This window comes from Paenibacillus alkalitolerans, assembly GCF_016482785.1.
Taxonomy (GTDB): Bacteria; Bacillota; Bacilli; order Paenibacillales; family YIM-B00363; genus Paenibacillus_AE; species Paenibacillus_AE alkalitolerans.
In genome coordinates, this window is the sequence record NZ_JAEMXM010000001.1 from 452595 (window position 1) to 476702 (window position 24108).

Here is a 24108-nt window from a genome sequence, read left to right on the forward strand (position 1 = left end):
TCAAGCTTTGGCCGGTCGTGTAATTCTGGAGAAAATATAAAATATAAGGCCGAGAAAAGCTAAAATGATACCGAAATAGATCCAGGCCAAGGCGCTGGAAAGCCCGTAATTCGTCGTATTGACTCTGTCGATGATCGGATTGGTAGGGAACGTGAATAAATCGACAACCGTATAAATCGAATTTAGAAGTATGAAAGGCACCATCTCCGGCAGCGTAATTTTCCAGAATGTCTCCCATGGCGTCGCTCCGTCGATCCGCGCCGCCTCGTAGATGGAGCCGGAAATGGTTTGCCTTCCCGCAAGAAATATCAAGATTTGCACTCCGGAATACCAGAGCACCAGGACAAAGGAGCCCAATACGGCAATGATCGGAGCGGCCCAGCTTCCGGGAAACAGCTGCGTGACAAAGTATGAAATATTGTATCTTTCCAGAAAACCGATATCCCCTTCCCCTTGCGCCATGAACTCTTCGATAATTTGTCCCGTCGTAAAGATAACGGGCAAGAAGAAGATGACCCGGAAGACGGTCCTGCCTGCGAATTTCTGATTCAGCATGATGGCGATCAGCAAGGCGAAAATAACGATGACCGGAATCATAATCAGCGACTGCCGCAAGAATGGGATCAGTTCGTCGTACAAATATCTTCCGTTCTCGAACAGGATCGATCTGTAATGTTCCAACCCCCGGTATTCCACCTTGAGGCCGGTCGCTAAAATTTCCAAGTGGTTGAAACTCATATAGAACGAATACGCAAGAGGGAAAGCCATGAACAATAAGAAGCCGGTCGCCCAATTGGAAATAAAAATCGTTCCCCATATTTTTCGTTCCGCCGCCGCGCTGATTTTACGTCTCCTTTTCATACCCCGCCATTCCCTTCCAGTACGACGTAATTGCGTGCAGGGACGGTCACTTGTCCGTGAACGTAAGGATTATCATTGTAGTTGACAAGTATTGTCGTTCCATCTTCATATATCGTTGCCATGACGCCGTTCGCAAGCTCGCGGTGATCCGTTATGAACTTGCTCTGCACCCCCGCCAGCGCCTTATTGTATCGTTCATATTCGGCAGCCGCGGTTTCCGCCCAATCCGCGAATGCAGAGCTTTTCAGCTGAAGTCCGTGCGCTTCGGTGAGGGCTTCCGTTTCAACCTGCGTGAAGACAAAGGACGGAAGCGCACCGTACTCGATATCACGAAGAAAGTCGTTCGTGTTCTGATGTCTGTCATTTTCTTCGCTTGACGTATAGGTGATCAGCCCGTGCAAGGCGATCTGAGCGAACGGCACCGGTTTCTCGGAGAACAAATCGTAAGAGAAGTCATCCGATAAATTGCGGATATGCGTAACATTGTCAACGGCATAAAAGTTCGGGTTTTCCGCTTCGACTATTCCAAGTGAGTCGTTGACTTGTTGAAAAATTTCTTCTTGCAATTTCAATGCTTCCGTCCGGTCGCTGCCGGTCCTTGCATTGTAATCGCTGGCCAGCATGCTTCCCGCTTGTTCCAGAAACAAACCGTCCGCTCCGAATTTTTGATATTCCGATAAATCGCCTTCAATCGTCTCTAGAATAAATTGCTGGCTGGCCATGTACAAATTGTCTTTGCGGTGCCTGAATTTCTGAATCGTGCCCGCCATGTCGCGAACGGCGTGGTACTGTGCCATGAAACCGTTCGCTCCGGTGTTGTTCAAATCATAGTTGACGCCTAACAATACCTTTGCATGCATGGAATGCGCCAATTCGACGAACCGCTTCATCCCTTCGTTCCCCCCCAGACGATCATCCGCGGGAAAATAACCGCCGTGTGCGCTGTAGCCGCCTTTCTGCCAACCCATATAGGTAACGTACATTTTCCCGACACCTCGGTTGCGCAGCTCGGTGACGATAAGGCCCGCTTCCTCGGTGGAGGTCGCTTGGATATAACGGTCCCCGATCATGCCGTCCGCGGTATCGCCCCCGATCAACGATATGTACAAAGGAAGCGGTTCGTTGTTATCTTCCAGCTTGCGCATCCCTTTCTCTTGCATTAAGTAGCGGCGATATCGGGCGGCCATTCCCGCATAATCGGCCTCATCTTCGTCTAGGAAATAGTAACGAACGGTCCGGTCCGTGCCGAACCTCATCTCTTTGTTGTAAGTTATATAGCTTGTTCCTTTGTTTCGGTTCGTAATTTGCTCGTATTCTGCTCTGTACTTTTGCTGAGCGGTGATCCAATTGTATTGGCTGAACAGGCCTGACGGCGCGGCGAACACTTCGCTGTACTCGGCTCCTTCCCCGATTACCGCGAGCATCGCCTTGTTTCCGGACTTTATCCCGAACACGGGCATCTTCACAGGATAACGGGAGCTGAAGGATAGACCGGTCTCGAATGACGGATCCCTTCCGAACACCGGTTCCTGATATCCTCTATTCGTGCTTATGCGATTGTCGTCGAAGCGAATCAAGGCGCCGGAGCCGTCGGGAATAAACATGTACCCTTCCCGGTTCGCCGAATGCTCCGCCGCCAAGAAGGGAAACAAACGAAGCCATAGCAAGCTGTATCCGTGCTCCTTAATCCCGCCGTCGATTATTTTCGTCTCCACGTAATCATCCAGGATTCGGATTTGCACCGGAACGGACAATCCGTACTCCGGCATATCGTAAGTCCACTGCACCCCGCCTTCGATCTCCTTCACGGCGTTAATCGTTCCGTTCACCGCCGTAAAATTGCTCTCCTTCGGGGGTGAATTATAGACGGTAAAGTCGATGTACTGAAACATCAGCGGGGAAACGAGATGCTGCTTCCACATACCTCCGATCGATTCGTTGGCCCAGTCCCGCGGATCGGGATAAGACCTCCACACATGTCCGTTTCTTTTATCCTCCACTTGGAAATGACCGGTCGATTCGTCCAGCTTAAGACGCAATATATCGGTCTCCGCCACCTGCCGGAAGCTTTCATCCGCCGGCAGCGCCGCCTCTTTCCGATTCGAGCTCGAGAATGATTCCGGCGTTGAAGCTTCGGCCGAGTCCTCCTTGAATTTATAATTCATCCGGCTTGCCGCCACGATCAAAGCAACCGCGAATATAATAATGAAGCCCGCTCTTAATTGCTTCCTTAAGATCAACGCAGCGCCACCTCCCGATATACCTCATGTATAAAAGTAAGCAACTCGTTCGTGAGACCGACGACAAGAAAGATCAGTACGGCCAAAACCGCTAACGCGACAAAAGTCATCGCAATATTCAGCAAAGTTTCGCCTACGGAATAATTGTGAAGAGACTGAACTTTCCATAAGAACAACAGTGCCAGCCATATATACATGCCGTTGTGGAGATATTCGTATATGGCTCCTTCCGAATGCGTCATGGCATTGGAGAGGAAGGCCAGCGGCACTCCTACAAGAATGAGCGGCGTCAATGCGTACGCGCTTCCGACGAACACATCCTTGAACCTGCCTTCGCCGCGGTAAATCGAGCTTATTAAATAATTGCACAGCACCCATCCGGACCATAAGCCGAAGAAAGGCATCAACATGGATACGATGTTAAATCCGGAAGACGGCACTGGATTAAAGGCGAAGCTAGTCGTCGTTTCGGACACGACCACGGAGGCGCTAGCGGCGGCAAGCAGGAGAAAGGAGCTCGCATAGCCGCCTTTGTTCTCGTACCGAAGTGCGGTAAATCCGTCGATAGGATGTTTCAAAATAACCGTGCTTTGCTTTATTTGAATCCAGAGAGGAAAGCCGAAGCTTATTCGCAATTTCCAACGGTTCGAGTCGATATATTTACGGAACAGCCGGCTTAAGAACAAATAAGCAACAACGGTTGCGGCAAATATATTCGCAAACAAGGCGAACCTTTGCTGAAACCACTGCAGCCGGATTTGCCAGAACGATTCCGAATAGCCCTTGGCGTTGCCGGCATCCTTAAACAAACGCGCCGCCTCGTGATAGTCGCCTTTCTTATAGGCTGCTCTTGCCAAACCGAGGATGGCCGGAAGATATTCCGAGTGCAAGCGCAGCACCTCCTCCCACGGCTGCTCGCTCTCGATGTATCTGCCTTGTTGAGTCAGACGGTTGGCATGATGCACCATGGCGCCGAATTCGGACAAGCGGTAAACCTGAAGCATATTTTCCTGGCTATCCAGCACGAACAATTCTCCTCTTGAGTTCGTCTCGATCGACACCGGCACCTTCAGCAAACCCAACTGCGAAGCGGAAGGCGATGACGGCCCGCCCCAATAAAATAATAAGTTACCGTCGGCATCATACTGACTGATATAGGCATATAGTGAGTCCAACACCGTAAAGTTGCCTTCACCGTCTACCGCCACATCCACAAGCTGCGGGAATTGGGGCTCTCCTTCGGCGAAGCGGACGTCATAACGGTTAAGCTCTCCGAAGCTTTGTTTCGCGGTTCCGAACTTGCTGTATTGAGCAAGTATGTTTTCCCCTTGGAAGTTCAGCTTCTTTATTTGTTCGGTTCCGACCTTCGGGCCGTTCGTTACCGTATAGATAATACCTTCGCGGTCAATTGCAACGTTGCTCACCGGCGGAGGAATTTTCCGTGTTTCATTCTCGTACATCTCCCGGGTATATATCGCTCGCTTGACGGCATCCAGTAACGAGAACGGAGCGGCATTGGCGCCGTAAAACCGTTTGAACTCCCCTTCGGGGTCAAGCTGCACCATGCCGTAATAGCCGCCCATCGTAACGATATAGACGTATCCTCTCTTGTCAACTATCACCTTGGTCGGATCGAATTTAAGCTCATCCGGCACATTCCTCGATTCCGGACGCTTATACTCCTTCAACAGTTCTCCATCGGCGGATAGCCGCACTACTCTCTTGTTCCCCGTGTCGGCGACGTATATATCGCCGTTATCGTCGACGAATACGCCTTGAGGAGCGTTCAGCGGACTTTCGGGCAGTTCGTAGTATCGGACCCACTCTCCGTACTTATCGAATTTGACTATTCTGTTGTTGCCCGTATCCGCAATGTAGATTTCGTCGCGGCTGTCGATGAATACGTCGCTTGGTTTTTGCAACGGGGAAGGCGCCATTGCAGCCGGATCGTCAGGATGCTGCTTCATCAGCCCTGCCCCGATAATTCGATGCGGGTAGTAGGCCGGCTGCGTCTCTATTTGAAACCCGTAATTGTCCTTTGTAAATGTACCGTATGCTACCTCGGCTTCCGCCGCATACGGCGACACGATCATGCCGAGTACGCAGATCAGGCAAAGAAGCGGCGTTCGCATCCATTGCCGTATGTAAAATTTCATGCTCTTCCCTCCCCATGTCTATTTGATCCCTGAGTGCGCCATTGTCGCGATCACTTTGCGCTGAAAAAACAAGAACATGATCAGGGTAGGCAAGAACATTACCAGGGCGGCAGCGGCTGCCGCCGTTTGCCTTGCGACGGAATTGGCCAAATTTTGGGTAATGGTGGTCAGAAAGAACGGGAACGTCTTCATTGCATCGTTTTGGATGAACAAGGTAGAGGTCGAAACATCGCTCCATATCCCTTGAAACGCCAAGATGGCGACGGTCGCGGCGGCCGGCATCGTTACCGGGATGACGATTCGCAGGAAAATCGTAAGCTCGCTTGCGCCGTCGATTTTTCCCGCTTCAAGCAATTCGTTAGGAACCTGATCCATGAATTGCTTCATCAAGAATACTCCGACCGTACTCGCCGCATGCGGCAAAATATGCGCCCAGTACGTATCCGTAATTCCAAGGTTTGCAACTATGACGTATCTCGGAATGTTCACTGCTTCCTGCACGAACATTAGGGAGACGACGATCGCAGCGAACAGCAATTTATGACCTGGAAACTTATGTTTGGCGAGGGGGTATGCGCATAGTGCGCTGATAATTACCACCGAAGCGGTCCCAAGAAATGCGACGGTAACGCTGTTGAACAAATACCGGGTCGCCGGAATTACGGAATCTCTCGTAACAACAAACAACTCTATGAAGTTGGACAAAGTCGGCTGCCGAACGAAAACATTCGGCGGGAAAATAAACAGTTCCGAATACGGCTTGAATGCGTGGTTGAATATGTATACCAGCGGCAGCAGCATAAATAAGCTGAACAAGCCGAGCAGCACCATCAGTACTTTCTGAGTGTTATCGATGCGGGACAATGTTCGCGAATTGTTCCGCCAAACCCCCATTCCCGCACGTTGTTTGATGGACCGGATCATTTTCAATCCTCCTTCGCTCCGAACAATTTCCAGCTGAGCCGGTTAAAGAGATAGATGAAAACAAGCAGCACTACGGAAAGCGCAGCGGCATAGCCCATCTCGAAGCGAATCAAGCCGTAATCGTCGATATGATTGATCAGCGTATGGCCTGCGTATTCCGGCGTCGGCTTCATCTGGGACAGCTGTTCGCCGATCGAACCGCCTTTGAACGCAGCAACGATCGCCATTACGGAAGCGAACAGTATTTGCGGCCGCATGTACGGTATTGTGATGTACCAAATTTCTTGCAGACGGCTATTGATGCCGTCGAGCCGGGCCGCTTCGTACAGTGCGGGATCGACGTTCAATATTCCGGCGAGCATGGCCAGGAAGCCTACCCCCATGCTCGACCACAGCGTGACAACGATCATCGAGTTCATTAAGTAGGCAGGGTCAAGCACCCATAGCTGCGGATCGTTAATCAGGCCCAACCGAAACAGAAAGCTGTTCAGGTAGCCGAGACGGTCGCCCGCCAGAAGTGGAAGCCAGATGATTTGCATTACGACGCCGCCGGTCAAGGAAGGCGCGTAAATTGCCAGCACGAACCAAAGACGGATCCGGTCCGGAATTTGCGCAATGATCCATGCAAGCATGAAAGACAGGATCAATCCGCCCGGTCCCACCAGTACGGCAAACTTCAATGTGTTGGGAATCGCATGCTTAAGAAACAGCGTATCCTGGGAAAGCATGTACTCATAATTGTCCCAGCCGATAAAGTTCGGGAACTGAATCGTATTGAAATCGGTAAAGCTTAGACCTAATGCAGCAAGCACCGGAAGCAAGACAAACAAGAAAAATAAAATGACGAAAGGAGCGATGAACAGATAAGAGAGCCGGAATCTCCACATCTCTTTGAACAAATTTTTCGATTTGACATGTATGGGCGCCCGCAGCTTCGGTTCTGCCAGACCTGCATCATGGACTGACATAAGCGTCCACTCCCTTCCATGGCTCCTTTACTTTCGGCGGGTCATATGTATCCACAATGTTTCCGGTTTCGTCAATAAAGCCGAATTCCTTCGCTTTGCGCCATATTTCGCGATTTATGCCAAGAACGGCTTCTTCCAGCGAATCCCTGTAGTTTTGACCGCTGAGCACGGTGCGGTTCCAGGCGTTCAGCAGCTCTCTGGAAATGAAGTAAGAGCCCGGAATGTTCGCAATATCCTTATACCAGCGCCATTGTTCCAACATAACGTTCAATTCGTCTTCGTTCCAAGGCAGACGGGTGAACGCCTCCAAATTCGCGGTGTTCCAGCGGAACGCGACTCCATAGAAACCCTCCAGGTCGTTCCCGAAGCGTTGCTGAACATCCGCCGAAAGCCACCATTGGAGAAACTTCCACGCTTCCTCCTTGTTGACGGACTTTGAGAATATCGCGGCCGACGTTTGGTTTCCTCCCGTCCAACGTTCGATCTCTCCATCCGGTCCTCTCGTTCCCGGCATGGGCGCTATGCCCCACCATCCGTCAAGCTCCGGCGCGGCTACACGCATCTGCAAATAGAAGTTGAAATCGGCAATCCCGATCGGCATGTCGCCGTCTCTGAAATGCTGATAAAAGCTCGGCACTTGACGCTCAATTCCGTAGATCGTGAACAAGTCGGTCATCAACTTGAAGCCGCTGAAAGCTTCCGGTGTATCCAGGGCTGTTTTTAACCCGTCACCGGTGTAAAAGTCGGCTCCGTGCTGGTAAATGAATGTCATATAATCGTTGAACGGAACGTGAAAGTTATACCCGTTCTGCTGCAAGGTCGGGATCATCCGGATGACGTCCTCCCACGTTTCAGGAATTTGAAGTCCCAGCTTCTGCAAAATATCTTTCCGGTAATAAAGCACTTGAAACCGCTGTGTTTCAGGCAATGCATAGTATCCGCCATTGTAATAATACGGAAGCGTCGAGCCCGGGGAATATTGCTTGAAGACGTCTTCGAAGCCCGGATTGTCCGCTAAATTTTCCACTGCGCCGCGGATAGCCAGCTCAATCGGGCGACCTTCGGTCATACCGAGGGCGATATCCGGCGCCTTGCCGGCCGCATTGGCCAGCACCAGCAGGTTCTCGTCCGGAAGCAAATCCGCTTTGACCCGAATTCCCGTTTCAGGAGTGAAATATTGATCCGCCATGTCTTGAATCAAATTCACATAATCCCTGCCGTAGTTGATCCATACGTTTAATACTTCATCATTATCGTAAGAAAGCCGGCTCTCAGCGCCGAATGAATGGATGAAAGCGGAGAATGAACCCGCAAGCTTCTCCCACCAATTCGCAACGATGCGGGGCATCTTGGCGCCGACTGGCGCAATATACAGTTTATCTAGCATCAACGGCGCATTCGTAAGTCCCGCCGTAATCGAACCGATACGCGTAGCGACCGTGGACAGCTCTTCCAGCTTGTACGGAATATCGTTCGGGTATTTCTTGATCTCCTGCAGATCCGTGACTGACGTGGACAAAGCCTGAGTGTTATTATCCGCCTGACCGTTAACCTCAATCAGCATCGTCTCCATCTCTTTGACTTGCGTCAGGATCGATTCAAGCTGGTCGATCAGTTCGGGAAAGTTTTCTTCGATTGACCAAGTCCGGTTCCGGTCGTCCACGCCTGCGGTGATCGTGTTGATGTCGTCGGACAGCGCGCGGATGGCGCGGAGCACCCCTTCCTGCTCTTTGATGACAGGATTGAACGGGGCATACGTCGTTTGCATAGTGATCGTATGCATACCCTTTTCCAAATATATTTCGTAAGGGTTGCCCGACTCGTCCTCGAGCAGGACACCTTGCCAGCCCGAGCTATAAGGAATCGGATAAGCAAGGAGCTCCCGGAACGGCACTTTGCCGTCAATATAAATCTTGCGGAACACTTTCTTGTTAGACTGATACCCTTGATATGCGCGCATCCCGATTTTGTATCGCCCGCTTTCGGCAACTTCGAACGACCAAGTAACGGCACCTCCCCCGCTCTGCCAACGCGTTCCTCCCACCGCATTAAAGATTGTCTTGTTGTTTGCGTCGGGGGTCGTGAATGCATCGTGGTCGGCCGTCACTTGCAGCGCGACGTCGTTTTTGGCATGCACGGTTTCCGTTTCTACGATTACAATTTCGCTGCCCGCCGGAGAATTATCCGGATTTTCCGGTGTTATATCGGCGTAGGCGGGAACTGCAGCCGGCGATCTAAGCTCGATTTGTCCGATAACGATCGGCGAGAACGATTGCAGCCGAAGTCTGTGCGTTCCTTCGGTCAGCTTCCATTGCAGCGGGGCGGAATACGCTCCTCCCGCATCTTCGAACGGCTTCTCGATCCACTGCTCTAGCTCGATCGGTCTCGGCCGGATGTGATCGCCGAATTCATCCTTCTTGAATGGGAGCGTATCGCGAAACAACCGCGGAAAAGCCATCGCCCTTGCTTCGCGGAACAAATATCGTCCGTCCACGGACATGGCCAGCATGGTTGGACGAAAGCTCCGGTAAGGCGATTCTTTATCGTTGTAAGAATGATAAGTGAGCACGATTTCGTACAAACCGGTCTCCGGCACATGAACCTCATATTCAATCCAATTCGTCCGATCGTTTCTCCATATCAGCACATTGTTTCTTCCGGCGTAATGACCGGTAATCACATCCGCCTGCTCCGACAGGCCGGCGAGCCTGCTTCCCTCAATCACAATATTGCTTGTCGCTGCAGGCACACCCTCTTGTTTCCACCTTTCGGAAACTTCCAAGTAGTACGGTTCGTGCTCCGTACTTTCCAACGATGCCGGCGGTTCATCCGGCACCGGAGCTCCTTCCCCGGCGGCCGTCTTATTCGCTTTCGTCAGCGAAGTTTGCGCTACAACGGAGGCGATGAGCGTAATGCAGATAAGGGTAACCGCGGCGCGGCGGATCAATAACATGGCAATCACCTCTTCTATCCTGGACACACAGCGTCGTTAAAACTTTTCGCCTGTCATTTTATTGAAGAACAAAGCTTTATTCATATCCATGACCAGCGCAATCGTCTCGCTTTCCGCGAAATAGTTTCTCGGATTGACGCGGACGACCAGATCGGCATCCGTCCCTATATCCACATACAGATAGCGGTCGGCGCCCATCAGCTCGCTGAAGTTGTTGATCCCGCGGAAGACGGCGTTCGGGAAGGCTTCGAACATTATCGTCTCAACACCGATGTTTTCCGGACGTATTCCAAGAATGACATAACGGTCGATCAAATTGTGTCTGCGAAGCATGTTTGCCTGTCCACCGGGAATTTCCAAGGCAAACCGGTTCGTATGGAACTCCAATTTCTCTCCCGCTTGCTGAATTTTGCCTTCAATAAAATTCATGGGGGGAGACCCGATAAAGCCGGCTACGAACATATTTTTCGGTTGATTGTAGATCGCCTCCGGCGAATCGACCTGTTGGATCACGCCGTCTTTCATCACTACGATGCGGCTTCCCATCGTCATCGCTTCCGTCTGATCGTGAGTTACATAGATGGTCGTTACTCCGAGCTGCTTCTGCAGCTTGATAATCTCCGTGCGCATATGAACGCGAAGCTTTGCGTCCAGATTGGACAGCGGTTCATCCATAAGGAAAACTTTCGGATTGCGCACGATGGAGCGGCCCAATGCCACACGCTGGCGCTGTCCGCCCGACAGCTCTCTCGGTTTTCTGCCGAGAAACGATTCAATTTCAAGCACCCGCGCCGCTTTCTTCACCGACAGATCGATCTCGTGCTTGGGCAGCTTGCGGAGGCGCAAACCGAAAGCGATATTTTCATAAACCGCCATGTTCGGGTACAGCGCATAATTTTGAAATACCATGGCGATATCCCGATCCTTGGGCGGGAGTTCGTTGACGACCTCATCGTCAATAACGATTTCCCCTTCGGATATTTCCTCGAGTCCGGCCAGCATACGAAGCGTTGTCGACTTTCCGCAGCCGGAAGGTCCTACGAACACGACAAATTCTTTATCTTCGACCTCAAGATGGAAATCCTTCACAACAGGCGGTTTGTTTTTGCCGTACGACTTATACAAGTGGTGGAATAAAATACGCGCCATATTTTTCTCCTCTCAACAAAACCTGTATGATTTGAACCTACTCCCCGCCGCATTTTCCTGCAATCGTACATTTTTGCAGCGGACCAATTCACTTTCCAGCGGAATATGCAAAAAAGCCACGGAACTAACAAAAAGCGTTCGCCATGCTGCGAAGCTCTTTGTTTTCCGTGACTCGCAATCATTTTATTTCAAATTTGTAATCCAATGATGATCATGCGATCATACGGTAATTACGACATTTCCCTTTTTGCGTCCCTGATCAACGAAACGGTGTGCATCGGAAATTTGCTCTAAGGAAAAGCGCCTGTCTATGAACACAATAAATTCGCCGTCTTCCGCCAGTTTCGCGAGGAATCGCAAGTCCTCCGCATGTTCGGTTGCCATGCCGGCGATTACTTTCTTGCTGCTTGTCATGGAAGCCCACGGTATTTGTGCAAACTGAGGCAAACCTCCTGCAACGAGAAGAAGGCGCCCTCTATCCTTCAACGATTTTTTGCAGCTTGAAAATCCGACCGTACCGATCGTGTCCATAATGATGTCATAGGTTTCGCCGTTCTCGGTGAATTTCTCCTTGGTATAATCAATTACTTTATCTGCGCCAAGCGATTTCACCAACTCAAGATTTGCGGTACTGCATACACCTGTCACTTCCGCCCCAAAATACTTTGCAAGCTGCACCGCAGCCGTGCCTACCCCTCCGGAAGCGCCGATGACGAGCACTTTTTCCCCGCGTTCAATCTTCGCTTTTCTAAGAAAACTAAGTGCGGTCGTTCCACCGAAGGAAATCGCTGCCGCTTCTTCGTATGTCAGATTCGCCGGTTTAATGGCTAGCGCCCCATCTTCCTTCATTGTTTTGTACTCGGCATAACACCCCATACCCATTCCGCTGATTGCAAAAACTTGATCACCCGGTTTGTAGGTTTTTACATCTTTGCCGACGGTTTCGATTTCTCCGGCAAGCTCCGTCCCAAGCACCGGCTGCCTCGGCTTGTATATGCCGAAAATCAGCCGGGAAATCAGTCCGAAGCCTGCAGGCACGTTACGGGACCGTACCCTTGTATCCCCGGATGTTACGGTTGTCGCACGTACTCGAATCAGCACTTCGTTGTCCTTGGGAGTCGGCTTTGGCACCTCCTTCAGTTCAAGAACATCGGGGGAACCGAATTTTTGGTAAACGACAGCTCTCATATGGATTCCATTCCATTCCTTTCACAGTAAAGTGCCGAGCGCACGATTTATATATAGTTTATCTGCAACAAGGTATGGAGTTTTAGATACTAAAGTATGGTCTTGGGGTACGGCTGTAACAGACCTAGCTCGCGGCCGCGTGCCACCGCTTCGGTGCGCCGCCGGACTTGCAGCTTGTCATAAATATTCCGGTTGTATCCTTTAACCGTACTCAATGCGAGGAAAAGCCGCTCGCAAATTTCTTGATTCGAGAGGCCTTGGGCAATAAGCTGCAAGATTGTTAGTTCACGCTCGCTGAGCGGTTCGATCAGAGTCTGATTCGATTTGTCTTTGTATTTTTGCTGTTCGGCTTCAAATGCAGCCTGCAATTTATCGATATAGTCCGGGGACATTCCGCTGGAAGCCGCTTCGGACAGCAGCCTGGCCATCGGAATCCCTTCATCAACAAAGAGGCGAATGAAGCCGCCGGGCTCTGCATATGCCAGCGCGTCAATTAGAAGACTTATAGCTTTTTCTTGTTCGCCGTGTGCTTGAAGAACGATAGCCTGTAAAACCATAGACTTCAGCCGTTCATTCTCCCAACCCTTCTCTTCGGACTTCAGACGAAATGGTTCCAAAGCCGCCAGTGCCGCAAATGTGTCCCCCATCGCCAGATGTACTCGGGCTTGGCTGATGGGAAGGCTGTATTTTTGAGCCAGATCAGCAGCTTCGGCTAACTTGTCCTGCCTGATCAATACAAGCACTAGCGCGGCTGCGACCTCGGGAATCTGAAGTAAAAAGTTACGCTCTTGTGCATGACGACCCGCCTTTGCCAACAATGCAGCCGCGACGGAAGTCTTCCCCTCGGCAAGCGTCATACGAGCAAGGAAAACCTCGCCGGCAATCAATCTGTCCGAGTTCTCGATCATGTTCGCCAATTGGATGCTCTGCTGCGCGTGATCCTTCGAGGCATCGAGATCGTTCCATTCGTAGAAGATGCGGGCAAGACCAAGATGAGCCTCGCAGGCAACCGGGTGCGGCGGATTGCCTGCGAGTTCCAGGACACGCCGGTAGGTTTCGTTTGCAGACTCGAGCTGGTTATTTGCTTCCATTATATTGCCAAGTCCGATGTTAGCCATGATGGCGACGATGAAATGCCCGATTTGTTCGCTGATTGTTATGGCTTCGGTATAAGCACGAATTGCCGCGCTGCGGTCTCCCTGAAGCTGAAAGGCATACCCTAGCGTCCAAGTTGTGGCCGTACGGACGGGAAGATTATCGGGATGCAAATACTTAAGAGCGAGTTGCGACTGTTCAATAATGGTTTCTGCTTGATGCTGGCTGACAGCCAAAGTGGCTCGTATGGATGCAATATGTCCTTTAAGATCACGAGTATTGATGTCAGGCTCGGCATTCTGAAGAGATTGTTCGGCAGCTTGAAGTTTTTGTTCGACACCGGATATTTGATTAACAAATAAAAGGACCGAGGCGAATGTTACCCATAACGAGGGGATGGCGTTCAACTCCTCTGTCCTAAGCGACTTTAGCCAATTCAGAACAGGGGCCACCGCACCGCGGAAGTGAAGCGGCATTCCCCCGCCTTCCATAAGCCGCGCGGCGCGGTGAAGATCATTAGCGGCGGCTGCATGCCGGAAAGCTTCAAGCTCCAGTCCATTATTCTCATACCATTCGCTCGCACGAATATGTAATTCGGGTAAGACGGCATCTTGTTGCATTCGTTGGCGAAGCAATTCTGCAAATAGATGATGATATCGGTACCAGCGCCGCTCATTGTCCAACGGGATGAGGAACAGGTTGGCTTTCTCAAGATAATCGAGTGTTTTTTGCCCGGTTTCGGCGGGATCGAAGCGATCTTCGGCGCCATTGCGCATAACGGCATCACAGAGAGGGCCGCACAATCGGTCCAGAATCGATGTGCGCAGCAAAAAAAATTGCACACTCTCAGATTGCCGTTGCAACACTTCTTCTACAAGATAATCCAGCACGAAATGATGGGTACCCGAGAATGATTCGATGAAGCCGGCTGGATCCTTGTGACCCTGTAATGAAATCGCGGCTAATTGCAGACCGGCAGCCCAGCCTTCGGTTCGGGTTTCAAGCAGGGTGATATGTTCAGGCGAGAGATTCAGGTCCATCGTTCGGTTAAGAAATTCTGCCGTTTCCGAGCGGGTAAACCGTAAATCCGAGATGCGAAGCTCGGATAATTGATTCCGGGCGCGCAGTCTGGCAAGGGGTAGAAACGGATCCTTCCTGGTGACGACGACCATGTGCATCTGAGGAGGCAGATGGCTAAGAAGAAAAGCGAGGGCATCGTCAATCGGCCGGGCATCAATAACGTGGTAATCGTCAAGGACAAGAATAAAATTGTTCGGGACTGCTGCGATTTCATTGAGCAATGCGGTCAATATCGATTCGGTTGACGGCGGTTGAGGAGCGTTAAGCATGCTTAACACACCTTCTCCAATATTATCCGCAATTGTCTGTAAGGCTGCACAGAGGTAAGTGAGAAAGCGCGGAAGGTCGTTATCTCCTTCGTCGAGCGACAGCCAAGCTGCGGGATGTCCGCAAACGGCAAGCCATTCGCTGACAAGCGTCGTCTTCCCGAAACCGGCGGAGGCGGAGATGAGGCTCAGCTTACGGTGCAAACCCTCGTTCAACCGTTCGATCAGGCGGGGACGGTGAACAGATTTAGTCCTTGTCGCGGGTATATAAAGTTTTGTGGATATAATTGGTGTATTCAATATCCGTCCCCCCATCGTTCACTATTATAAAAAATAATTCTAAAGTATTATGCCGAAAGTTTCCAAACTATTTTTTAGCAAATGAACCGGAGGAATGTATAAAGCGAAAAACCTTGAGAGGCGTAAAGCCAATCAAGGTTTTAACGAGCCATTGCTCCAATCACGCTATTCTTTCACACTTCCCAACTGCAGCCCGGTAACGAAATGTTTCTGCAAGAACGGGTAGACAAAAAGTATCGGCGTTGCCGCGACCATCGTAATCGCTGCCCGAATAGACACCGGCGTCACCATATTTCTCGCGCTCTCCTTATCCATGCCCGCCACAAGCCCGGGATTGCTGTTCTGGTTCATTGTGGAAGATAACAATTTCATCAATTCAAACTGAAGCGTGCTCAGCCTTTGATCGGATGAAGCAAAGAAAAATGTGTCCAACCATGAGTTCCATTGCCCGACGGCGACGAACAACGAGATAGTCGCCAACACCGGCGTGCACAGCGGGAATACGATCCGCAGAAAGATATAGAAATCGCCGGCCCCGTCCATCTTCGCGGATTCAATCAAACCTTCGGGAAGCGTGCGGATGTATGTCCGGATAACGATCAGATTAAATGCGCTGATCAGACCGGGAACGATATAAACGAGAAAATTGTTAAGCAGATGCAGATCGCGGATCAAGAAGTAGAACGGAATGAGACCCGCATTGAAATACATCGTCAAGACGATGACAGTCGTAATAAACCTGCGAAACACATATTCGTTCCGGCTGAGCGTATAGGCCAGCATCGAAGTAAGGAAGACGCTTAGCACGGTGCCGATCACCGTTCTGGCAACAGAAACCCAGAATGCGTCGAATACGGTCCCGCTGATGAATACGGCTCTATAGTTTTGCAGCGTCCAATGGCGTGGCCACAAATATATGCCGCCTCGAATCGTATCGTTGCCCTCGTTAAAGGATACCGCAAGCGTGTTCAGAAAAGGGTAAAGGGTTACGACGGCCAAAAATATTAAGAATATACCGTTAAACGTGTTGAACAGCACCGGCTCGAGCCGGAATGATTGCATTGTTTGCCGCATCCTTGTTCGCCCCCTTAGATGAGTCGTTCTTCGCCGAGACGCTTGGCGATTCTATTTGCAATAAAGATCAGGGTTATGGCGACTACGGTTTTAAACATACCCGCGGCGGTTGCAAGCGAATAATTGCCTTGTCTTAGACCGTACTTTAAAACAAAAATATCTATCGTTTCCGACCAATCCATAACAAGCCCGTTGCCGAGCAAATATTGCAATTCGAATCCCGCTTCCAATATCCAGCCGAGATTCATGATAAGCAATATAACGATGATCGGTCTCATGCCGGGAAGCGTAATATACCACATCTTCTGGTAACGGTTCGCCCCGTCCATATCCGCCGCCTCGTAGAGGGAAGGATCGATCGACGCAATTGCCGCCAAATAAATGATCGTGTTCCAACCGACTTCTTTCCAGACATGGGTAGCTCCTACGATCCCCCAAAAATATTTGCCTTCGCTAAGCCATAAAATCGGCGATTCGATCAAGCCCAATCTCATCAATACATCATTTACGATGCCGTCTTCGATCGAAAGAGAAGTGGCGACGATGCCGGTCACGATAATCCATGACAAAAAATGCGGCAAATAAGATATGGTTTGGATGGAACGCTTGAAAAGTTTATTTTTGACTTCGTTCAGCAAGACGGCAAGGCCGATCGCCGTTATGAAACCGAGCACCATATTGATGACGCTCATCGCCAGCGTGTTGCGCAGCACGCGCAGGAACGTATCGTCGGAGAACAGGAATTGGAAATGCTTAAAGCCGACCCATTCTTGCTGCCAGAAATTTCTTGCCGGTTTGAAGTTTTGAAACGCCATCGACCATCCCCAAATGGGCACATATGAAAAGATAAAGACATAAACCAAGAGTGGAAGAGACATCAGCATGAGCTGTTTCTGGTTTCGGATGAGCTTCCAATTGATTTTTTTTCGTGCCGCCGGAACGCTTTGCTTATTATCTAGTGCTGCTTGTGACAATGTCCTCCCCCTTCCTGCAAGGTAATAAAGCGGAAAGCGGAATGATGGTTTCCCGCTTCCCGCTTCCCGGATTATGATCCAGCTATTCTATCAGTTGCTCCAGTTTTCGATACGCCATTGAATTTGTTCGTTGTAGCGGTCTTCGATCGCTTTGATGTTAATTTTGCCAGCCTCATTAACGAATTCGTCCCAGATGGAATCGAATTGTTCCGGTTTGGAAAGTATGGCTTTCGGATAGTACTTCACTTGTAATTCTTCCATTTTCGTCGCGGCTAATTTCGCATCGGAGCCTTCGATCAGATCGATTTGCCATGCCGGATAGTACACCGGGTTTTCCGGCGGTTCGGAGAAGAAGTCGGTCCAAAACTTGTAGCCGTACGCATTCAGCACTTCTTTATCCAGTTCCTTCAACCCGTCGAAGTATTCCTTCGGCTGCGAGCCCGGACTCGTCGCGTTTCCGTCGCTGAAAGTACCTTCCAACTTCGGAGATGTACCAAAAAATCCGGCCATCTTGTTTTCCAGCTTCCAGGCCGGATCTTCCTGCTGCTTGCGCATTTCCGGCGTGCGATAGAACATGCCGTCGTCACCGACTAAATAGTCTTCTCCCTCGACTCCCCATTGCATCAATTTCTGCCATTTTTCATCCAGCAACGAATCCAGGAACTTGATAATCCGGACAGGATCTTTGGCGTCCACCGTAATACCGAAGCCGTTGTTCAGGTTGATCGGCGGTCTGTCGAGGTACCAATCTTTAACTCCGTCGTATACGAGAGGCAGGCCCACGTAAGTGCGCTCAATTTTTTCCTGCGCGATCAAGGAATCCTCGCCCTGCCCGAAATTCCAATGTTGGTCGAACATGCCGAGCACTCGACCGGTGGCGATTTTCGCCAAATATTGATCGTAGTTTTGCGTGAACGCTTCTTTGTCCATCAAGCCTTGCGCATTGATTTCGTTCAACTTCTTGTAGTAGGTCTTTGCAATATCTTTATGGGCGAAAATTTCCGCAACGTTGTTTTTGACAATGACGCCGCCGTCGTTCGGAAATCCGGCCAAATGCTCGGGCGGATTGAATAGAGGAAACTTCTTCCAGTCGTATGCCAGTGTCGTAAAGCCGATCGTCGGCTGCCCGTCGATTTCCGGATATTTCTCTTTGTACTTCTTGATTAAGTCGAAATACTCTTCAAGCGTCTTCGGCTTCGGGTAACCGAATTCCTTAAGTACCGCTTTCTGAATCCAAAATGCCGGGCCGGCATACCAGGTCATATTAAACTCGCCGGTGTAAACCCCGTAGTTCGGCAGCCAGTAGATGTGGCCGTCGCTCGGATCCTTCATTTTGTTCCAGTATGGCTCGTAATGCTTCTTCAAGTTCGGAGCGTGCTGCTCGATCAAATCTTCCAGCGGGATAACGGCTCCCGCAGCGACCAGCTTCGTGTTGGCGGTGATCAAATCCGGATACTCCCCGCCGGCGATCATCACGCCAAGCTTCTGTTCGGAATCCCCGACCAAGTATTCCTCTTTGAGCGTAACGCCGAGCTCGTCCTTGATTTTCTTAGAGATCTTGTTATTTTCCGTAGGAACCTGCCCTGAAAAGCCGTAAAATACCGAAATGTTCAACGGATCCGTCTTTTGTTCCGCAGGCGCATTCGTATCCGTTCCCGGATCGTTCGAATTTTCCGTTGCATTGTTGCTGCTGCAGCCCATTAAAGCGGCACTAACCAATAAAATGACCGCGATGACGGATGCAAAAGTTCTTTTTACCCTTACCCCCATTGAATTGCCTCCCTTTATGAAAGATGTTTGACGAGAACGCTTTCAAGACAACACGACATTCCCGACACCTTTCATTATGAACTCCATGTATGCGATTACAATGAACGGATTAAAGGAGTTACCCCCTAAAATTTAGTTGCTTTGTATTTGGCAGGCTTAAGACCGATTCGTTTTTCGAAATGTTTCAAGAAGTGGTTATAACTCGCATAACCGACTTTTTCCGCAATGGCCCCCGGCTTCAATTCCGTGTCCCTAAGCAATCTCGCCGCCTCGTCGATCCGCAGATTATGGACGTACTCTTGTATACCGACGCCGTATTTGTCGGCGAAAGCTTTGCCTAGATAAACAGGGTGTACATAAAACACGGACGCAATTTCTTTAATGGTCATACCGCTCCTGTAATGCTTATCCAAGTATTCCCTTACTTCCGTCATCAAGCGGTCTGTCCCTCTTTCACGCAGCGCCCCGAGCCGCTCTCTGCACTCAACGCAAAAATCCCTCAGCAGCGATTCCAAACCGGACATGCCGGCGTTAGACAGACGCAAGCTGCCGCCCGAAATAAACCTGTCCGCAATCGTGGCGACGTCCGCTCCCGCTTCGCGAAGGATCGTCAAGCTTTTGAATATGATATGACAGACGGACATCCGGATCATATCCGGCGCCGCACGGGAAGCGCGGCTTTCGGCCAGCCATTCGTCTATCGATTCATCGAGCTGTGCCTGGTCCCCGAATTCTAACGACTGCAATATTGCGTCTGCTTCTCGGGTCGGCGCCGGATTGAAGCGCAGCGACATCTCACGCACATCTTCGTGCAGAACGTACGATGCTCCGTTCATGAAAAATAAATGCTCGAACGCTTCAAGCGCCGTCAAATACGAGCGCCTGATATCGGACAAACGCTCCGTCTTCTCCCCTATGGAAATTCCGAAGAGGACATCCGTCTCTGCCCGAATGACTTGAATCAGCAGTTCCGCGAGCATTCGAACGTCAGTCCGATCGCTCATTCCGCATACGATTCCGAGCACCCCCGGTTCACGATCGTTTATCGCAATGCACGGGATATGCTCCAAATGATTTACAACCGCTTGTTTGACCGCAAAGTGCTCCGATTCATCCATTCGAATATGAATATACCGCCATGACGGCGCTTTCCGTTCCAGATCGTTCAGGTACGGCCACCCGGCGTCCGAATCCGGATCCTCGCCCTCCAACAGCTCCGATAGTAACCGATGCATATCGGCCTTGGCGGCGAATTCCCGGTAAGCGGCTTTTCGCCGCCGTTCCGCCAATCGGCTGCTTATGTCCGAAAGCACTTCCTCGGCTTCCTCATCGATGAACGGCTTGAGCAAATAATGATGTACACCGAATTCCATCGCTTTCTTCGCGTACTCGAATTCGCCGAATCCGCTGAGCACGATGAAGATCACGTCCGACTGGCCCTGCTTTCTGGCGCGCTCGATGAAATCGAGGCCGTTCATAACCGGCATGTGGATATCGGTGACGACGACGTCGGGGTTGCAGCTTTCAAGCCTTTGCAGCGCTTCTTCCCCGTTCTCGCATTCCCCGCAAATTTCAAAGCCGTATTTTTCCCAATCGATCATCAGTTTCAAACCCTCGATTGCCAGCGGTTCGTCATCGACCAGCAGCGCCTTGTGCTTCATACCGCCTCCCCTCCTTCCACTGACCGTTCAAAGAGCTTGTCAAGCGGGATATAGAAGCTGACGACGGTCCATTGACCTGCGTCGTCTCCAATGCGAAAATCGACCCGATCGCCATAAAACAACGCTAATCGCTTATACACATTGAGAATTCCTACATGTCCTCCGATTTCTCCGTCTTCGCTTAAAGCGCGCAAAATTTCCTCCCGTTTATTCTCCTCGAATCCTTTGCCGTTATCTTCAACCGAGACTTGCAGATGTCGATCCGATACGATTGCCCGGATACGAATGATCCTTACGCCTTTCACTGCCTGCAATCCGTGTTTGCAGGCGTTTTCGGCCAACGTCTGGATGCTCATCTTCGGAATTTTGCAGCTGGCGGCGGCAGGATCGATATCAATGCTGAAATCGAAGCGGTCCATAAACCGGAACTTTTCGATCTTGAGGTACATCTCCGTAAACGTTATTTCCTCTTGCAGCGTTACGAGATCGTCCGTCCAGCTAAGCAATCTCCTTAGAACAAGGGACAAATTTTTAATTATATCCGCGACCTGGTTGTAACCGTTTTTCTTGGAAACGACGAGCAGGGCGTTCAACGTATTGAATAAAAAATGCGGATTCATCTGGCTCTGCAAAAAATTCAATTCTGCTCGAACTCTCTCCAGCTCGAGACCTTTCTTTTGAATTTCCAGCTTATATACATCGTTAATCAAAGAGTTGATCTTGGCCGCCATCAGATTGAAGTTCCGAATAAGTCCCCCGATCTCGTCCTTTCCTTCTTGCAGCGTGATCGGATCAAACTTTTCGTTTTTCATCTTCTCCATATGCCGCGACAGCTTCTTCACCCGATAGTTGTATGACCTCAAAATAACATAGATAAGCACGGTGGGAACGATGGTGCTGATCACGGCCAGCCAAAAGATAAACCGCCTGGATTCATATAACGTTTCGGCGATTTTCCGATGGTCGGATACGCCGACGAGCCTCCAGCCGGACAAGTAGCTGGCGTTGCCCAGCTTGTGCTCGTAACGCTGCGACAGCTCGACGTTCTCCGCGTCCGCCGGTATTTTCGAATAATCCCCGCTGCTCCAACCCGGTCCGGAAACGACGATCCGATCCAAAGGATCGATCAAGGCGATATCGAGAAAACCGCTCTCCACATGTAAAATTTCCAACAGCTTGCCTATATTCAAATCAATCTTCAAAAACTTGTCATACGTTCGGTATCCGTCATACTGGTCCATTTTCGTCAAAATGCTGATCCGCTTGGCGGGCTTGCCGAGCAGTAGAGGCTGGGGATCTTCATGCGCAATGACGGTTACCCTGTTCCTGGATCCAGCAATCGCTTTATACCAATCGGTTTGCCTCATCCGGTCGGTCAAGTAGAAATATTCGCCACCGCTTTCGACCGTGGGATTCGTTGTGTACACGCCCAACTCGAGAATGCCGGGATGAACCGGTAAGTTCGGTTTGAGCTTATTTCGCAGCAAGCTGTCGAAAACATCATAATACTCCACCCTCGTTTCATACGTTCGGTCGAGAGCTTCGTACAACGCGCGGTCTTTCGAAATCGAATAGCCGAGGCCGACCATCTCGTCGATCAGACGCGCGATTTCACCGGTGGCGCGATCCATGGAAATGAACATGTTCTGTTCTTCCCGGACGCGAATATTTTGCGAAACTTGATTGAGAAAAAGCAGATTGATCGAAATGATCGGAACGAGCACGCACAGCAGGTAGATCAATAAAAATTTATATTTGAGCGGGATGTCGTTGACCCATGGGAATATCGTTTTCGCCTGCCGTGTCATTGATTGCTGTTCCTTTCCTCGAATTTGTAATAAGCAGAAGGCAAACATTTCACGATCGATTTAAATTTTTCCGCAAAATATTCGGGGTCGGAATAACCGACCGTTTTGGCGACTTCGCTTATTTTCATATTCGATCGGCTTAGCAGCTTTTTCGCTTCCTCGATTCTGCAATGATGCAAATAATCGTGGAACGGCATACCGGTCTTTTTTTTGAATAACTGACCGAGATTTACGGGATGTATGCCGAACTCTTCGGCCAAAATACGCAGCTCGAGTTTTTCCCTATAATGGGTGTTTACGTAATCGATAATCTGCGCCATTATCGGATGACCGAAGGCGTTGCGCTTTAACTCGTCCAGCGTTTCCGCCGCGACGGCGGCAAATGCGGCCAAATTGTCCTTCACCGACGAAGGCAAGAACGGATAACAGCTGCCTCTCAAACCTAATAAATAAGGCATGAGCCGGTCGGAAGAACCGCCTCGCCGGCTGATGAGATCGATCATCTCCGTCTGAAATGAGCCGATCACGAATAGAATATCGGCGGGATCCGCATTACATCGGGCTAATTCGGAGCAAAACCTTTCCATACGCTCACGGACCTCCCCGGGTTTTCCGGAAACGGAAGCGATCATTTCCACCAAATCCGATGTTTCGCCGGAGAGACGGCTGATGCAGTCCGAATTGCCGGAATGTTCCGAATAGCGGAACACTCCCGCCGTCTTTGATGCGAGCCTCAGGGTCGACGAAAGTTGGGCTTGCCGGTACAAGTCGGGAAGCATGGAAATTCCCCGTCCACGCGAGCTGACATAGAACGAAACCGTCCATCCCGTCCATTGCTGCAACCGCTCGCCGATATGAGCCAGTTGGCGTTCGAACTCCTTGCCTGTCCGTTTGCAATCCCTGATCGCGATACCAAACCGGCTTTCGCTCTCTTCAAACAAATAAACGTTGTATTCCCCGGATAAATCGGACGCGATTCGACGGGCGATCCCTATTTCCTTCACTCCGGAACGACGGCTCATGCCGCTTTCGGAGTAGTTCTCGATTTCCCCTATGATAACGATAAATGATGAATTCTCGTTTACACCGCTCACTTGCGCCGCGTGCGCACAAAGCTCGTCCGGGCGCTCACCCTTCATCCAGCCGGAAATTGCGGATTCGGCAGCCGAAGCGAGAATACGCTCGTCGAACCGGTCGCTCGTCTTTTCCTGTTCCAATTCGGTTCGAACTTTGGCGATCACTTGCTCGACTTCATCCGACATGATCGGCTTGCTCAAATAATGCTTCACTCGATAGCGAATTGCCGTCTTTGCGTATGAAAAATCGGCATGTCCGCTCAATATGACGAATTTCGATCGGACGGCCAGCTCTTCCTTCGCCTTGCGTATCAATGTCAATCCGTCGAATACCGGCATCCGGATATCGGTAATGACCAAATCGGGATCTTTGCTGCGAATGAGATCAAGCGCATCTTCTCCGTCGCTTGCTTCTCCGCACAAAACAAATCCATTCTTTTCCCAATCGACTAATGTTCTCAAGCCTTCGAGCACGTAAGGCTCATCATCCACGATCAATACTTTCTTCAAGGAGCCACTCCTCCTTATCAGCCGATTCGTGATGCGTCACGTAAACGGTTACATT

At 50.4% G+C, this 24108-nt stretch carries 15 protein-coding genes; all 15 read right to left on the reverse strand.

What is annotated here, in order from left to right; translation table 11 throughout:
- Positions 1–861, reverse strand: a complete 861-nt coding sequence (locus tag JET16_RS02020) for a carbohydrate ABC transporter permease (RefSeq protein WP_199613924.1) — start codon at positions 859–861, stop codon at positions 1–3.
- On the reverse strand, positions 858–3101 hold the full coding sequence (locus JET16_RS02025) for a DUF5696 domain-containing protein (protein WP_199613925.1): 2244 nt from the start codon (positions 3099–3101) through the stop codon (positions 858–860). Before JET16_RS02025 ends, JET16_RS02020 begins: the two co-directional genes overlap by 4 nt.
- Entirely contained in the window at positions 3098–5257 is a 2160-nt protein-coding gene (locus JET16_RS02030; protein WP_233530935.1) for a YIP1 family protein, read from the reverse strand. The genes JET16_RS02025 and JET16_RS02030 overlap by 4 nt, the downstream gene beginning before the upstream one ends.
- Before the next feature lie 18 nt (positions 5258–5275).
- Positions 5276–6181 (reverse strand): carbohydrate ABC transporter permease, encoded by a 906-nt coding sequence (locus JET16_RS02035; protein ID WP_199613926.1) that lies wholly within the window; start codon positions 6179–6181, stop codon positions 5276–5278.
- Positions 6182–6183: 2 nt separating this feature from the next.
- Entirely contained in the window at positions 6184–7149 is a 966-nt protein-coding gene (locus tag JET16_RS02040; RefSeq protein ID WP_199613927.1) for a carbohydrate ABC transporter permease, read from the reverse strand.
- Complete coding sequence (locus JET16_RS02045) at positions 7136–10102, reverse strand: extracellular solute-binding protein (RefSeq protein ID WP_199613928.1); 2967 nt, start codon at positions 10100–10102, stop codon at positions 7136–7138. The genes JET16_RS02040 and JET16_RS02045 overlap by 14 nt, the downstream gene beginning before the upstream one ends.
- 36 nt (positions 10103–10138) lie before the next feature.
- Positions 10139–11251: an ABC transporter ATP-binding protein gene (locus tag JET16_RS02050; protein WP_199613929.1), complete on the reverse strand. Its 1113-nt coding sequence runs from the start codon at positions 11249–11251 to the stop codon at positions 10139–10141.
- 219 nt (positions 11252–11470) lie between these two features.
- Positions 11471–12439: an NAD(P)-dependent alcohol dehydrogenase gene (locus JET16_RS02055; RefSeq protein ID WP_199613930.1), complete on the reverse strand. Its 969-nt coding sequence runs from the start codon at positions 12437–12439 to the stop codon at positions 11471–11473.
- A gap of 89 nt (positions 12440–12528) precedes the next feature.
- Positions 12529–15180, reverse strand: coding sequence for a LuxR C-terminal-related transcriptional regulator (locus JET16_RS02060; RefSeq protein ID WP_199613931.1), 2652 nt, complete (start codon positions 15178–15180; stop codon positions 12529–12531).
- A gap of 165 nt (positions 15181–15345) precedes the next feature.
- Positions 15346–16254, reverse strand: a complete 909-nt coding sequence (locus JET16_RS02065) for a carbohydrate ABC transporter permease (protein ID WP_199613932.1) — start codon at positions 16252–16254, stop codon at positions 15346–15348.
- A 14-nt stretch (positions 16255–16268) separates the two neighbouring features.
- Entirely contained in the window at positions 16269–17174 is a 906-nt protein-coding gene (locus tag JET16_RS02070; protein ID WP_325176611.1) for an ABC transporter permease, read from the reverse strand.
- A gap of 144 nt (positions 17175–17318) precedes the next feature.
- Complete coding sequence (locus JET16_RS02075; RefSeq protein WP_199613933.1) at positions 17319–18998, reverse strand: ABC transporter substrate-binding protein; 1680 nt, start codon at positions 18996–18998, stop codon at positions 17319–17321.
- A 125-nt stretch (positions 18999–19123) separates the two neighbouring features.
- Complete coding sequence (locus tag JET16_RS02080) at positions 19124–20659, reverse strand: response regulator (protein ID WP_199613934.1); 1536 nt, start codon at positions 20657–20659, stop codon at positions 19124–19126.
- On the reverse strand, positions 20656–22467 hold the full coding sequence (locus JET16_RS02085; RefSeq protein ID WP_199613935.1) for a sensor histidine kinase: 1812 nt from the start codon (positions 22465–22467) through the stop codon (positions 20656–20658). Before JET16_RS02085 ends, JET16_RS02080 begins: the two co-directional genes overlap by 4 nt.
- On the reverse strand, positions 22464–24053 hold the full coding sequence (locus JET16_RS02090; protein WP_199613936.1) for a response regulator transcription factor: 1590 nt from the start codon (positions 24051–24053) through the stop codon (positions 22464–22466). The genes JET16_RS02085 and JET16_RS02090 overlap by 4 nt, the downstream gene beginning before the upstream one ends.
- Positions 24054–24108: the final 55 nt, after the last annotated feature.